This window comes from Olivibacter sp. XZL3, from assembly GCF_004368405.1.
Taxonomy (GTDB): Bacteria; Bacteroidota; Bacteroidia; order Sphingobacteriales; family Sphingobacteriaceae; genus Olivibacter.
In genome coordinates this window covers 19,964-34,801 of record NZ_SBJH01000041.1, presented here as the reverse complement: position 1 = coordinate 34,801, position 14,838 = coordinate 19,964, and the positions used below count along the sequence as shown (strand labels likewise).

The following is a 14,838-nucleotide window of genomic DNA, read 5'->3' as shown; positions in this document are numbered from 1 at the left end:
TTATATTTAAAAAATAAACGCTAATTTGCGGGGAACGACGTCCGCACGTAATAGAAAACCGATTTAAAACTTCGCTCATGAAACCACGTATTAATGTCGACTCAGAAATTGGCACACTCCGCAAATTGCTCGTTCATAGTCCGGATAGCGGCTTAGGACAGGTTGTACCATCTAAAGCTCAAGATTGGCTCTTTGAAGACATCGTTCATTTAAACACCTTAAGAAAAGAGGAATACGACTATTACATAAAGCTATTATTATACTTCTTGGATCCCGTCCGCATCAAGGGCAAGCTAAAACACATAGATGCACCGGAACAAGATCGTGCCTTTTTCAAACCGGCGGCAGCAGGATTTCATCGGTCCGACCAGGTTATCGAAGTACAGGCTCTTTTGGCCGATATTCTGGAAGATCACAGCATTAAAACGAACCTGGTAGCGGCCGTCTGTGCCATCGAAGGCTGCAACTATAATTTGCAACGAATCTTATCACAGACGGACGCCGTCAAATTGGCCAAAATTATTCTATCAGGCTCCTTAGACGATGAGCATATGATTTTTGCACCTATTCCGAATCTTATTTTCACACGCGATTTGGGTGCGGTTATCAATAACTTTGTATTGTTAAACAAACCGGCCAAAAAAGCGAGAAATCGCGAAAGCATGATCATGCGCTATATTTTTTTTAATCATCCGGTCTTTAGCGACTTCCAAGAGCATATACTGGAAATCCCCGATCCTTTCCAACACTTCCTCCGGCCGGGGGAAGATAAAGAACCTGGTGCTACGCTGGAAGGTGGTGATGTGATGGTTGTGAGTCCTCAACATGTACTTATAGGCTGCAGCGAACGCACGTCTCCTCACGGAGCAAATGAAGCAATAAAGATGCTTTTTCGACATAAAGTAGTAGAGAAGGTAACGGTTATTAAAATCCCTATAAAACGAGACTTTATGCACATCGACACCTTATTCACGCAAGTGAAACGCAATATGTGGACCATACTGGCATCGGTTGCCAAACCGCAAGCAATTAATGAAAACGAACCGCTCCACTTCTTTGCTGCTCCGGCGCAACAAACAACTGAAATTATTCAGTTTTACAGAAACGAACCACAAAAGCCACGGCGATTCTTTTCCCTGGAAGAACTTCTGAACGATATAAGCAGAAATGACTTAAACAGCACAGAGAAAACACAGTTCATTTACAGTGGAAATAATGTTTTCCCTTTTGATGCGCGGGAACAATGGACAGACTCTTGCAACCTTCTTGCTTTAAAAGAAGGTGTCGTCTTGGGTTATGACCGAAATGACAAAACTATCCAGGCGTTTATGGATAAAGGTTTCCAGGTCAGGCAGGCTGCTGAGATTATTGAAGATTTCGAATCGGACCGGCTCAATGCAAATGAAATACAAGACACCCTCATCCTCTTACCTTCTGCCGAGTTATCGAGAGCAAGGGGCGGCTTTCATTGTATGAGTTTACCGCTATTAAGGGATCCTATTTATTAAACGATTGTTATGAACCTTACCAGCGCTATAATGATGATTAGGCCTTTAAACTTTAACTACAACGAAGAGACGGCTGTTAACAACAAATTTCAGCAGGTTACATCAGGCGCTGACATGCAAACAATTGCTCTCAACCAATTTGAAGGCTTCGTTTCTTTATTAGAGGATCACGACGTCGACGTACATGTATTCGAAGACACAAAGGACCCAATTAAACCGGATGCCATCTTTCCGAACAATTGGCTCTCCTTTCATGAAGATGGCTCGCTCGTACTTTATCCGCTGTTTGCAAAAAACCGAAGAAAAGAACGACGCCGGGATATCATTGATCTGCTTTCCGCCAGTTATGAGTTGAAGAACATTATAGACCTCACCCACTTTGAACAAAAACAGCTATTCTTAGAAGGCACGGGCAGTATGGTACTTGATAGAAAACACCATATCGCCTTCATGTGCAAGTCGCCCAGAAGTTCGACTGCGGTTTTATATGAATTCTGCAAACGAATGGATTATAAACCGATATACTTCGAAGCATCAGACCGAAACGGGTTTCCTATCTACCACACCAATGTCATGATGTGCGTGGGAAACGACTTCGCCGTGATCTGCAAAGACGCGCTCACCTCATCTACAGATAAGGAAAAAGTTATAAAAAGTCTGACACAAACAGGAAAAGAGATCGTAGATATATCCTTTGGTCAAATGGAACATTTCGCAGGGAATATGATTCAACTAAAAAACAAATTAAACCAGGCGCTGTTAGTTATGTCTGAACAGGCTTATTTGTCGCTGCATAAAGAACAACGAACATGTTTAAAAAAACGCGCCCAGTTACTATATGCCCCCCTTGATGTAATTGAAAAAAATGGAGGAGGAAGCGCCCGATGTATGATTACCGAAATATTTTCCCCTCCAAAAAAGCGTTACCTGACAACGTAGAACACTTCTTTTTTTCTTGACATCAATTTTATAAAAATCTGGCACTATATATCGATTTAAAATTACATTTTTGCAAAAATTTTTAACTACGATAAATGCAAAGTTATCAGGAATTTCTTGACCTAAGTGTTGGTTTTCCGCAAGACGGATTTGACATCATTGATGATGAGCTTTATTTCCATGATTTGAACTTAATGGAAATGATAGAAACCTACGGTACGCCTTTAAGGTTTACTTATCTCCCTCTTATCAGTAAAAAAATCCAGCACGCCAAAATTCTGTTTCAAACGGCTATCTTGAAAAACAACTACCGCGGCTCCTACAAGTATTGCTATTGTACAAAGAGCTCTCATTTCAGGCATGTGGTGGAAGAAGCTCTCAAAAACGACATTCATTTGGAGACATCGTCCGCCTTCGATATGCCGATGATTGATGTATTAGAGAAAAAAGGGGTCGTATCAAAAGACATCACGGTCATTTGTAACGGCTTTAAGACCTTTCAATATAAGCAATACATCGTCGATATGCTGCATGACGGCTTCAAAAATATCATACCGGTGTTAGATAACAAGGAAGAGTTCAACCTTTACGATGACGAAGTGGAACTGGAAGAGCCCTGCAATCTGGGTATTCGTATTGCCGCTGAAGAGCAACCGGACTCACAGTTTTACACTTCCAGACTCGGCGTTAGAATGGAGGATGTAATCGACTTTTACAACAATAAAATCGTCAGCAATCCTAACTTCAAAGTCAAGCTCTTACATTTTTTTATTAACTCCGGAATTTCCGACACTCCTTACTATTGGAATGAACTGGAAAAGTATGTAACGCTTTACTGCAAGTTTAAAAAGATAAATCCTGATCTTGACACCTTGGATATCGGAGGCGGTATGCCTTTCAAGGACTCTTTAGTGCACGATTTTGATTATGAATACATGGTAAACGAAATTGTTAACCGAATTAAAGAGATCTGTGCACTACATGAAGTAATGGAACCGGATATCATTACCGAGTTTGGTAAATATACCGTTGCGGAGGCTTCCGGCATCCTCTATAAGGTGCTTGGCAGAAAACAACAGAACGACCGGGAGAAGTGGCTGATGCTTGACGGTTCTTTTATCACCAATTTACCAGATGTATGGGCGTTGAACCAAAAATACATCCTTTTACCCATAAATAATTGGGATTCGGAATATGAACGTGTTAATTTGGGCGGCATTACGTGCGACGGACAAGATTACTATAATCAGGAAGCCCACATGAACAACGTTTTCATGCCTAAAACAAGAAAAGTGCAATACCTGGGTTTCTTCCATACAGGTGCTTACCAAGAGGTGTTGAGCGGCTACGGCGGTATCCATCATTGCCTACTCCCCTCGCCTAAACACGTTATTATCCGCAGAAATAGAGACGAGACTTTTAACTTTGAAGTATTCGGCGAGGAGCAGAACTCGAAGCAGGTATTAAAAATATTGGGTTACCATTAACATGCTCCGATGAGGATTGAACGGCGCACTGACAAGCTAGCTGATTAACGTCAGCTAGCTTATACAATCCTTTTGACAATCCTAAGCTTATGCGTATATTTATTCAACTCTTTTGAAAATATTCCTGTATTGTCAATCTGGTCGATTTTCACTCTTCCCGAAGCGTGGATAATTTCCGACTCATTCAATAAAATGCCTACATGCGTTATTCTTCCTTCTTCATTATCGAAAAAAGCTAAATCGCCCAACTTACTTTCCTGAAGAAAGTCAACGGTCGTACCTTGTTCCGCCTGCTGCCAAGCATCTCGCTTTAAACGGATGCCAAAGTGCTTATAGAACAACTGTACATATCCAGAACAATCGATTCCAAAAATAGACCTGCCACCCCACAGATAAGGCGCATTTAAATAGAATCTGAGAACGTCTTCGGCATCTTCTTCAAAATCCTCCATATCAGGCAAACGCGAAAGGCCTAAAAATAGGTAGTCAGTGTCATTAATCCGAAAACTGTCATTATCTAGGAAAGGTAGCGTGCTACCAGGTAACAGATGAAGACTCTCTTCCATGCCCAACTTCAGCAGCATTGCGTGCGTCGAGAGGTCTGCGATATGTTGTTCTTCGCTATTTATAGCAAGATAGTCTTGTTCTGACAGAGATACCTGTTGCCTGCTATCGATCCAGCCCTCATAATCGTCATAGCCGATTTTGATGTAAAGATAATCGCCTTCCCGTTTTAATACTTCAAAAACTTCTCCGAAAAGTAGCTGAGACACAATCTCACTTTTGTTACCACCGCTCGCCCTCACAGGAATGACAGGCAAATTACAAATTCCATACTCCATGGTCCACGCAATTCATTATATATGCAAACTTAGCCAAAAAGTGTATACAATGCAATCTGTTAGCGCCGATGGCGCTTAAAAAACTTTCGCGTATTTTAAGTGTTATATATATACAATAAAAAAACTATGACAGACTTACCGTTCACATTAAACACACAGCGTATTTTAATTGCTGTTGAGGACAGCAAATATTCCGAAAATGCAGTCCGATATGGATACCATTTGGCTCAGGCTTTTAATGGAGAAGTCGCATTGGTGCACGTTATTGATCCGCCTACTAGCAGCACCTACGGTGCAGTAGATCCAATCATGGGCGTTAACCCGGTCTATATTCCGGAAATTAACGAAGTACAGCAACAGGCTTCGGAAGACTTATTAAATCGACTGGCCATGCTATGGCCAAATGGGGAACAAAGTGTAACTAAGATCAGTAAATTGGGTCAACCTAGAAAGGAAATTCTCGAGACGGCGAATGAATGGCGGGCAGACCTGATCGTGCTCGGAACGCATGGACGAACGGGATTTGACCATTTTATATCGGGCAGCGTTTCCGAAGAAGTAGCAAGGCATGCGATCTGTCCCGTAGTTATTGTCCCTTATAAGGATGTAGAACCTTAGCGCGGTTCCTTGCTTTATAAATAGAGAACGCAGATAACAAGACCCATTACCTGCGTTCTTTTTATAGATCTGCTTAGCCTTCGGCGTGTAACCAGGCCTTCTTAGCTAATAACTCTTCTTCGGTTTCGCGGACGTCCTCGTCATCCACACAGCAATCAACAGGACATACGGCCGCGCATTGCGGCTCATCATGAAATCCTACACACTCCGTACATTTATCCGATACTATATAATAGATTTCATCTGATAATGCCTCTTGGGCCTCATCGGCATCTAGCGTAGTGCCATCTCCAAAATCAATCACTCCCTGCAACTCGGTTCCGTCAGAAAAACGCCATGCCATACCCGCGTCGTATATCGCGTTATTTGGGCATTCCGGTTCGCAAGCTCCGCAGTTAATACACTCGTCAGTAATTTTAATTGCCATTTCCTTCTTAAAAAATCCGTTTATACTTTATTTTTGCAAATATTACTATTATAACAATAATCTACAAATTTAGTAGCTTTTTGTTAGATACGGTAGTATTTCCATCACAAATATAACATTTTAATAGTTTTCCTGCTTTGAAGAATTACAATTTTACAAGCCGTCAACGCATCGCCGCTTTCATTGCTTTAGGTAATTATCTGAAGAATGGGTCGGACGACCTGGATTCGGTCATTGAACGCGCCGGACATTATAATAGTTGGTATACGCCTTCCAACACTAAAAGAGCAATAGATGCGCTGGCGGCGAATTTAACACAGGACGCTTTAACGGCTTGGATAAGTCCTTATTTGCCTGATATCGATTCAACGTCGGATAAAACCGTCGGTCTGGTTCTAGCGGGGAACATCCCTTTAGTCGGTTTCCACGATGTACTCTCCGTTTTAATTTCAGGTTTCCACGTTCAGATAAAACTGTCGTCGGACGACAAGCTGTTGATACCGCATTTACTGCAAAAACTAATCGAATTTGAACCCGCATTTGATTCTTTTATTTCCTTTGTAGACAGGCTTCAGAACTTTGATCTGATTATCGCTACCGGCAGCAACAATACGTCGCGGTATTTCGAATATTATTTTCAAAAGGTGCCTCATATCATTCGAAAAAACAGAAACGGTATAGCGGTGATCAAGGGCAATGAAACGAAATCGGAATTACAAAACATCGGTCATGACATTTTCGATTATTACGGTTTAGGATGTAGGAATGTATCAAAAATCTATTTCCCAAAAAATTATGAAATCCGACAATTCTTTGAAGCGATTGAACCATTCAGCGAAGTAGCTAATCACCACAAATACCATAACAACTACGATTATAACAAATCTATTTATTTAGTAAATGGAGATAAACACTACGACAATGGTTTTCTATTGCTAAAAGAAGACGAACGCCTGGCCTCCCCCCTGGCAGTGGTTTACTACGAATACTACGACGAAATAAACGGTCTGGTGAGTCAATTAAATGAGCGGAAGGAAGAAATACAGTGCATTGTCAGTAGGGAAAAACTAGCCACACTAGCGCCATGCTTTCCGATAGGGCAAAGTCAGCAACCGGCACTGGACGACTATGCCGACGGTGTCAATACGCTGGATTTCTTGCTCAGCAACGCTGTTTCCACCGCCTAGCCCCGAGCGTCCGCTAGGCGGATGTCAATATCTTAACCCGATGTTAGATGAAATCAACTTTGCGACGAAAAGAAAAGTAACCAAAACTAATCTTACCGTAGATGGAAGAGATTGTCTACGCCGAGGAGCCTTTTGCATGTAAAGCCCTCGGCGTATTGCGCACCGATATATTTCCCGTATTCTCTCGCCCTCGCTTCAACAATATTTAAAAATTCGGGATTTGATATATAGGTTTGCGGCTCATCTGTACCATATTCCTCGTGAAAGAACTGCGACTTAAAGGCACGGATACTCTCGACTTTCTTATCCCAATAACCGCTAACATCGACAACGATATCCGGTTTGATATAATAATCTTGAATTAGCTGCAAAAGAAGCCTCGGGCGATGAACCTCTTGATAAGCCCCATCTACTTTGGTTTCGATCCGGCGTAGCCCCGATAAGAAACAGGCATCGTTTATTAATTCGCCCGCCCTTCCATGGTCTGGATGGCGATCGTAAAGGGCATTTCCGATGATGATCTCCGGCTGGTATTTCCTAATCGCTTTAATCAGCTCAAGTTGTTCATATTCCTCATTTTTGAAAAAGCCATCTCGCAACCCCAAGTTTTCACGGACACTGAGTCCTAATATCTTACTGGAAGCTTCCGCTTCCATGGCTCTGCTCTGAACGGTACCTCTCGTACCTAATTCGCCTCGCGTCAAATCAACGATGCCTACTTTTTTGCCAAGCGCAACATGCTTTAAAATAGTACCCGCGCATCCTAATTCTGCATCGTCAGGGTGCACGGTAATCACTAATATATCTAATTTCACGTTCTATGGTTTTATTGCTGGTATTGAGTAAGAATTTATTCCTCAATTACAGAAGTTTTTCTACTTTTCGAATTAATCGCCTCGACAAAGGCTTGGTAAAGCTAAAAAAATAATCAACAACATGCCCCTCCCTATCGATAAGGTATTTATGGAAATTCCAAAGCGGCTTGCTATTGACTCGTCCATTCAACAGCTTGTCTCCTAAATATTTATATAGCGGATGGGCGTCCGGACCCTTCACCTTAATGCGGTCATAAACACCAAAGCTCAATTGCTGATCTACGCGGCAATAATGCTGTAAGGCATCGCCACTCAAACTTTCTTGATTTCCGAAATCGTTGGACGGAAAAGCCAAGACTTCCAAGCCCCTATCTTTATACAGCCGATATAACTCCTCTAATTCACGGTATTGGGGCGTAAATCCACAAGCACTGGCCGTATTTACGATCAATAATACCTTATGCTGGTAAATATTAAAATCAACCACGGAGCCGTCTGGCTTCATTGCACAGAATTGATATATACTATCCATTAATAAAAGTAACGATTGTTGTTGGCGTAGTTCCGGATAATAGTTTCTATTTCACGGTCTTCGTCTGGGTCATACGTGTTTTTTAAGTTATGACCGAATATTTTCGCCACAGACTGATAAAAAAATGCAGAAACCCCACCCCTCAGCTCCTTCACGAGCTCATAACTTGAGTTTCCTGTTTGTCTATTGATAAGTTTTATTAATATGGCTCCCTGGGAAACAGACATATTCTTTATCTCCCGGTTAAACATGGCTTTAATCTCTTTCTCACAGTCTTTGATAAGTCTCTTCTGCTCTTTCTTGTTCCGTGTAACGGCTAAATCGCGCTGCAACTTGTCATAACGGTCTTCTGCAAATTTGGCATAGGGGAGCACCTTCAATACATTATATTTTAAGCGGTTATATCGAGCCCGATCCTCTGGCGTTTTAAAAACCCGGTAATCTGTAATCACAACTTCATGCAACAAAACCCAGGGAATCCGCTCCCCGTTCACAATCGTGGTAGGAAGCATAACTGGCTTGGTATTTGAGGTGTCTTTGAGCGTATTAGCTAAACTATCTTTATTAAGCTGCTGTCCATAACCCTCCCTACCAAAAAAAAGCAGTGAATAAATTAACATTAAACGTAAAAATTTCATAGATTTAGCTCTTACTAAAACTTCCAATAAAGTTAAATAAAAATTGGCGACTAATACAATTTTTATTAAACCTTCGGGAGGTTTGCCATATCAAAGGTAGGAAATAAAATTTGTTTGCATATAGATATAGATATTTACGAATTTTGAACCATGAAGGAATTAGTGATAGATTTAGAGGCTGAGAAAAAAGAGATATTAAAACGGTACCGTGCATTATTAAGAGCATGCAAACCGACTCTACAAAAAGGAGATAAGCAAATGATCCGGCGGGCATTTGACATGGCTTTGGAGAATCATAAAGACATGCGCCGCAAATCCGGAGAACCGTATATCTACCACCCCATCGCTGTTGCGCAAATTGCGGCAGAGGAAATCGGTTTAGGCACAACTTCCATTGTTTGTGCATTACTCCATGACGTCGTGGAGGATACCGAGATAACCCTGGAAGAGATTGAAAACAAATTCGGTAAAAAAGTTGCTAAAATCATCGACGGCTTGACCAAAATATCAGGCATTTTCGATCCCAACAGCTCTATACAGGCAGAGAATTTCAGAAAGATGTTGCTCACGCTTGCCGACGATGTACGCGTGATCCTCATTAAATTGGCAGACCGCTTACACAACATGCGCACCATGGAATTCATGGCACGTGATAAGCAACTGAAAATTGCGTCTGAAACCAGCTATTTATATGCACCACTCGCGCATCGCCTAGGTTTATACGCCATCAAATCCGAGTTGGAAGATCTTTCCATGAAGTACACCGACCCGGATACCTATAAATTTATCGCAAGGAAGCTGAACGAAAAGAAGGCCGAGCGGGAGCGCTATATCAAAGAATTTATCGGCCCCATTCAAGAAATATTAGCAGAACAGGGAATTAAAGCGAGTGTCTTCGGTCGGCCTAAATCGATCCATTCGATCTGGAATAAAATGCGGAAAAAATCGATCCCTTTTGAAGAGGTCTATGATTTATTCGCAATCCGCGTCATTATCGATACCACGCAGGACATGGAGAAGGCGGAATGCTGGAAAGCTTATTCCATCGTTACTGATTTATATAGACCGAACCCCGACCGGCTGCGCGACTGGATTTCATCCCCTAAAGCAAATGGCTATGAATCTTTACACACAACCGTAATGGGCCCTAAAGGCCAATGGGTTGAAGTGCAAATCCGTACAAAGCGAATGAATGAGATCGCCGAGAAAGGTTTTGCCGCACATTGGAAGTATAAAGAGTCGAACTCTGATAGCGGACTCGATCAGTGGATACAGAAAGTAAGAGATATTCTGAGTAATCCGGAATCAAATGCACTCGATTTTGTGGACGATTTTAAAATGAATCTTTTTTCTGATGAAATATTCATTTTCACTCCCAAAGGTGCGTTAATTCAACTTCCGTTGGATGCTACAGCACTCGACTTCGCTTTTGAAATTCACTCTGACTTGGGCGCTAGCTGTATCGGAGCCAAAGTTAACCACAAACTGGTACCCCTCTCTCACAAACTTTCCAATGGCGATCAAGTAGAGATCATCACTTCTAATAAGCAAACGCCTAAAGAAGATTGGTTGAATTTTGTGGTGACAGCAAAAGCGAAATCGAAAATTAAATCTGCCTTAAAAGAAGAAAAACGCCGTATAGCAGAAGACGGAAAAGAAATCTTAGAGCGGAAGCTGAAATCGATTAAGATTACCTACAATACGGATAACCTGAATAAACTGGCCTCTTTCCTAAAGTTGCCTTCTACGCAAGAACTGTTCTATCGGGTGGCTAAGGGAGATATCGACCTGAAACAACTTAAAGAATTTGCAGTAGCCGAGAAATCGGTTGACACATCGAGTGGGCCCAGCACGAAAATTGAGCAACATGTGGACGGTTTATTGAGGAAAGTCGACAAAAAGGATAAAGAGACGGTATTAATCGGCGATGACTTCCAAAAGTTGGACTATACGCTTTCTGCTTGTTGTAACCCTATTCCGGGCGACGACGTCTTCGGCTTTGTAACTGTTAACGATGGAATCAAGATCCACCGTACGAATTGCCCTAACGCTTCCAAGCTGATGGCTAATTACGGCTACCGGATCGTTAAAGCTAAATGGACTTCTCAACAGGAACTGGCATTTCTTACAGGCTTACGTATTGTAGGAATAGACGACGTCGGCTTAGTGAACCGGATTACGACCGTCATTTCACAAGATTTTAAAATCAACATACGATCCATCACGATCACCAGTAATCAGGGTATTTTTGAAGGATCGATCATGGTGTACGTGAATAATACGGAACATTTGGATAGCCTGATAAAAAAGCTCAAGCAAATTAAAGGCATAACGGGAATTACACGTTTTGATTCGGAAGGATAAAGGTCGTAGGTTATATGCAACCGGCAACTCACAACTGATAACTGGCAACTGACAACTGACAACTGATAACTGATAACTTTATAAACTGAATGTCAAGGATAACCGGAAGCGTAGTATATACGTTGTGTTACTTGCATATAAGAAGCAATTTAGCTAAGTTTGTACATAATTAAGGATTATTATGTCTACAGCAGAAACAACAAGTATGGTCAGAAAAATTTTCGAGGCATACCTCGAAAATAAGAGCCTGCGCAAAACTCCCGAGCGCTTTGCCATCTTGGAAGAAATATATTCAAGAAATGACCATTTTGATGTGGAATCTTTATATATCCACATGAAAAATAAAAAATACCGGGTAAGCCGAGCTACCGTTTACAACACATTGGAACTTTTGGTGTCCTGTGATTTAGTTACCAAACATCAGTTTGGCAAGAACATGGCTCAGTTCGAAAAGTCCTATGGCTATAAACAGCACGATCATATCATCTGTATCGAATGTGGTAAGGTGGTCGAGTTTTGTGATCCCAGAATTCATCAGATTCAAAGCATGATGGGAGAATTATTAAAATTTGACATCAAACACCATTCCTTAAACCTGTATGGGGTGTGTAGCGAGTGTAATGAAAACTGCCCTAAAGCTGAAGTAAACGAAAACCGACGTAAAGAGGTTGTTTCTGTTTAGCGATGCAGGGTAAAATACGATATTTCGAGGTATTCAAAAAGAAGCATCATTATTGCTGCTTGTTATCAAAAAAATGAATTATTGGCTGAACGCTTTCATAATTCAAAAAAGGTAACGCGCTTTTTGAAGGCCTCTTTTTATTTTTGTAATCTCCTATAATTTTTAATTAAACGACATACAACAACAAATCATGATGAAAGTCGATGTGCTTTTGGGCCTACAATGGGGCGACGAAGGTAAGGGTAAAATCGTGGATGTTCTAACGCCACAATATGATTTAATTGCCCGTTTTCAAGGCGGACCTAATGCAGGGCATACCCTCGAGTTTGACGGACAGAAATATGTACTGAACACGATCCCTTCAGGCATATTCAATAAAAACACCCTCAATCTAATAGGTAACGGTGTAGTTATAGATCCTATTATTCTCAAAAGAGAACTTGAAAACCTTAAAAAAAGTGGATTTGATCCGCTTGCCGAAGGAAAATTAGTGATTGCCCGCCGTGCACATCTAATATTACCAACACACCAATTACTCGACGCTGCTTCTGAAAGCAACATGGGGGCAGGTAAAATCGGATCAACGCTTAAAGGTATCGGTCCGACTTATATGGATAAAACCGGACGTAACGGTATACGCGTAGGCGACACTACCTTACCCGACTTTAAAGAACGCTACCAAAAGCTGGTAGAAAAACACAAAAGCATCCTCTCGCACTACGGTGAAATACCCGACTTTAGCGAACGGGAGCAGGCTTTTTTCGAAGCCATAGAATACCTAAAAAGCATTCCACACGTCGACAGCGATCAGTTAGTCAATAGCTACTTGACACAGGGAAAAACGGTTCTGGCAGAAGGCGCACAAGGGACCTTATTGGATATTGATTTCGGTTCATATCCCTTTGTCACTTCTTCCAATACAACCACAGCGGGTGCCTGTACCGGCTTGGGCGTTGCGCCGAAGAACATCGGCCAGGTCATTGGAATTTTTAAAGCCTATTGTACCCGGGTAGGTGGAGGCCCCTTCCCAACGGAGCTGGAGAATGAAACCGGTGAGAAATTACGTCAAATCGGACACGAGTTCGGTGCAACCACTGGAAGGTCCCGGCGTACCGGCTGGATCGATCTGCCTGCATTACGCTATGCGATCCAATTGAACGGTGTTACGGAGTTGGTTATGACGAAAGCAGACGTTTTGAGCGGTTTTAGCGAAGTGAATGTCTGCACGCACTACCTGCATAATGGCGAAAAAATCGACTATATGCCTTATGATATCAATACGATCAAGCCGCAACCGGTCTACGAAACCGTAAAAGGTTGGAATGAGGATATCACCGGGATAACTTCCGTCGCTGAAATCCCTGAGGCGCTAAAAGAATATATACAATATTTGGAGAAGCAGCTAGAAGTGAAAATCAAGTACTTATCAGTAGGTCCGGACAGGATACAAACCTTGGTTTTAGATTAATAGAAATGCCCTCCGTAGATTATCAAATTGACCCTAGTCATTTTACAAAGAAAGCCCTGCAATGGGCTTCTTTGTTTAATACTGCTTGCGGTTTGCTAAGCAACGGAAGAGCCCATGATCCATATAGTAAATTCGATGCGCTGATTGCCGCCGGTACCGCAGCGGAATTTACAGGGGAAACCAGCGCTAACTTTCAGGCCCTTCAAGCATTTCTAAATGCTCACCAGGGAAGCTGGATACCCGGCTTCTTAGCCTATGATCTGAAAAATGAGATCGAGACGCTCAACACGTCCCACCCGAGTGAGCAACAAACTCCCAATGCCTACTTCTTTGTGCCAAAACATTTGATCCTAATAAAAGGCGACCGGCTAACCATTGAAAGTGATACGCCGACCGACATTATCTATGAACAAATAGTTAACACGGCTCTACCTGAAAAGCCCTTCGTATTCCATGGAAAGATAGAGGCGAAAATGGCTAAAGAAAATTATATTGCAGCATTCCAACAATTACAAAGACATATTCATCAAGGTGATATTTATGAAGTAAACCTCTGTCAGGAATTTTTTGCGGAAGACGTTGCGCTCAATCCGATAGAGGCTTATTACCGCCTCAGTGACATTTCCCCCACTCCTTTTTCCGCTTACTTTAAAGCTAAGGAACATCACATTATTTCTGCTTCGCCCGAACGCTTTTTGGCTAAAAGAGACCGCTTGCTGATTTCTCAACCTATCAAAGGAACAGCTCCTCGCGGAAAAACGAAAGAAGAAGATTCACGGCTGTTGAACAAACTTAAAGCAGATAAAAAGGAAATCAGCGAGAATATCATGATTGTCGACCTGGTGCGGAACGATTTGACCAAAAGTGCTGAGCCGGCTTCAGTCAACGTTGCGGAGCTGATGGGGGTTTATACTTTTAAACAAGTGCATCAACTTATTTCAACGATCACCGCAAGGGAAAAGGACCAGCTTGAACTTACCGAAAGCATCAAAAATACCTTTCCCGCAGGATCAATGACCGGTGCCCCAAAGGTTAACGCTATGCGCTTAATTGATCAGTACGAGTCGAGCGGAAGAGGAATCTACGCAGGCAGTATAGGCTATTTCGCGCCTGATGGAGATTACGATTTTAATGTAGTCATTCGTACCCTCTTATATAATACAAACAGAAAAAGGCTTTCTTTTCACGTTGGCGGAGCAATCACCGCTGAAGCAAATGCCCTAAACGAATATCAAGAATGCCTTTTAAAAGCCAGCGCCATCTTACAATTATTGGGGGTTAGCTATAGCGATTTTACGCTGCCATAGGCCCTTATGCAAGACCAAGTCGCC

14 protein-coding genes are annotated in these 14,838 nt (G+C 42.0%); 9 read left to right on the top strand and 5 right to left on the bottom strand.

What is annotated here, in order from left to right; genetic code table 11:
• Positions 1-77 precede the first annotated feature (77 nt).
• From EPX21_RS08995 to EPX21_RS08985, 3 genes are all read left to right on the top strand, one after another.
• A complete protein-coding gene (locus tag EPX21_RS08995; RefSeq protein ID WP_134089337.1) occupies positions 78-1,508 on the top strand; it encodes an arginine deiminase family protein in 1,431 nt (476 codons plus the stop codon).
• 9 nt (positions 1,509-1,517) lie between these two features.
• Positions 1,518-2,447 carry a citrulline utilization hydrolase CtlX gene (ctlX, locus tag EPX21_RS08990; protein WP_134089336.1) on the top strand — a complete coding sequence of 310 codons (930 nt, stop codon included), beginning with the start codon at positions 1,518-1,520 and terminating at the stop codon, positions 2,445-2,447.
• Between the two features lie 95 nt (positions 2,448-2,542).
• Entirely contained in the window at positions 2,543-3,934 is a 1,392-nt protein-coding gene (locus EPX21_RS08985; RefSeq protein WP_134089335.1) for an arginine decarboxylase, read from the top strand.
• A 59-nt stretch (positions 3,935-3,993) separates the two neighbouring features.
• On the opposite strand, the gene EPX21_RS08980 is transcribed toward EPX21_RS08985, so the two are convergent.
• Entirely contained in the window at positions 3,994-4,776 is a 783-nt protein-coding gene (locus EPX21_RS08980) for a C40 family peptidase (RefSeq protein ID WP_134089334.1), read from the bottom strand.
• 126 nt (positions 4,777-4,902) lie between these two features.
• Here EPX21_RS08980 and EPX21_RS08975 point away from each other — a divergent pair, with 126 nt between their 5' ends.
• Positions 4,903-5,394 (top strand): universal stress protein, encoded by a 492-nt coding sequence (locus EPX21_RS08975; RefSeq protein ID WP_134089333.1) that lies wholly within the window; start codon positions 4,903-4,905, stop codon positions 5,392-5,394.
• Between the two features lie 73 nt (positions 5,395-5,467).
• On the opposite strand, the gene EPX21_RS08970 is transcribed toward EPX21_RS08975, so the two are convergent.
• Complete coding sequence (locus tag EPX21_RS08970) at positions 5,468-5,821, bottom strand: 4Fe-4S dicluster domain-containing protein (protein ID WP_134089332.1); 354 nt, start codon at positions 5,819-5,821, stop codon at positions 5,468-5,470.
• A 137-nt stretch (positions 5,822-5,958) separates the two neighbouring features.
• On the opposite strand from EPX21_RS08970, the gene EPX21_RS08965 reads away from it, so the two are divergent.
• Positions 5,959-7,008: an acyl-CoA reductase gene (locus EPX21_RS08965; RefSeq protein ID WP_134089331.1), complete on the top strand. Its 1,050-nt coding sequence runs from the start codon at positions 5,959-5,961 to the stop codon at positions 7,006-7,008.
• Between the two features lie 92 nt (positions 7,009-7,100).
• Here the strand turns inward: EPX21_RS08965 and bshB1 are convergent, their stop codons facing one another.
• Genes bshB1 through EPX21_RS08950 form a run of 3 tightly spaced genes read right to left on the bottom strand, consistent with a single transcriptional unit; the run spans position 7,101 to position 8,993 of the window.
• A complete protein-coding gene (gene bshB1, locus EPX21_RS08960; protein ID WP_134089330.1) occupies positions 7,101-7,823 on the bottom strand; it encodes a bacillithiol biosynthesis deacetylase BshB1 in 723 nt (240 codons plus the stop codon).
• Positions 7,824-7,869: 46 nt separating this feature from the next.
• A complete protein-coding gene (locus EPX21_RS08955; RefSeq protein ID WP_134089329.1) occupies positions 7,870-8,355 on the bottom strand; it encodes a glutathione peroxidase in 486 nt (161 codons plus the stop codon).
• Positions 8,355-8,993: a DUF4294 domain-containing protein gene (locus tag EPX21_RS08950; RefSeq protein WP_134089328.1), complete on the bottom strand. Its 639-nt coding sequence runs from the start codon at positions 8,991-8,993 to the stop codon at positions 8,355-8,357. Before EPX21_RS08950 ends, EPX21_RS08955 begins: the two co-directional genes overlap by 1 nt.
• A gap of 150 nt (positions 8,994-9,143) precedes the next feature.
• Here EPX21_RS08950 and EPX21_RS08945 point away from each other — a divergent pair, with 150 nt between their 5' ends.
• The 4 genes from EPX21_RS08945 to EPX21_RS08930 all read left to right on the top strand — a co-directional run bounded on the left by EPX21_RS08945 (position 9,144) and on the right by EPX21_RS08930 (position 14,814).
• Positions 9,144-11,357 (top strand): bifunctional (p)ppGpp synthetase/guanosine-3',5'-bis(diphosphate) 3'-pyrophosphohydrolase, encoded by a 2,214-nt coding sequence (locus tag EPX21_RS08945; RefSeq protein ID WP_134089327.1) that lies wholly within the window; start codon positions 9,144-9,146, stop codon positions 11,355-11,357.
• A 181-nt stretch (positions 11,358-11,538) separates the two neighbouring features.
• Entirely contained in the window at positions 11,539-12,039 is a 501-nt protein-coding gene (locus tag EPX21_RS08940) for a Fur family transcriptional regulator (protein ID WP_134089326.1), read from the top strand.
• Between the two features lie 193 nt (positions 12,040-12,232).
• Positions 12,233-13,507, top strand: coding sequence for an adenylosuccinate synthase (locus EPX21_RS08935; RefSeq protein ID WP_134089409.1), 1,275 nt, complete (start codon positions 12,233-12,235; stop codon positions 13,505-13,507).
• 5 nt (positions 13,508-13,512) lie between these two features.
• Complete coding sequence (locus tag EPX21_RS08930) at positions 13,513-14,814, top strand: anthranilate synthase component I family protein (RefSeq protein ID WP_134089325.1); 1,302 nt, start codon at positions 13,513-13,515, stop codon at positions 14,812-14,814.
• Positions 14,815-14,838: the final 24 nt, after the last annotated feature.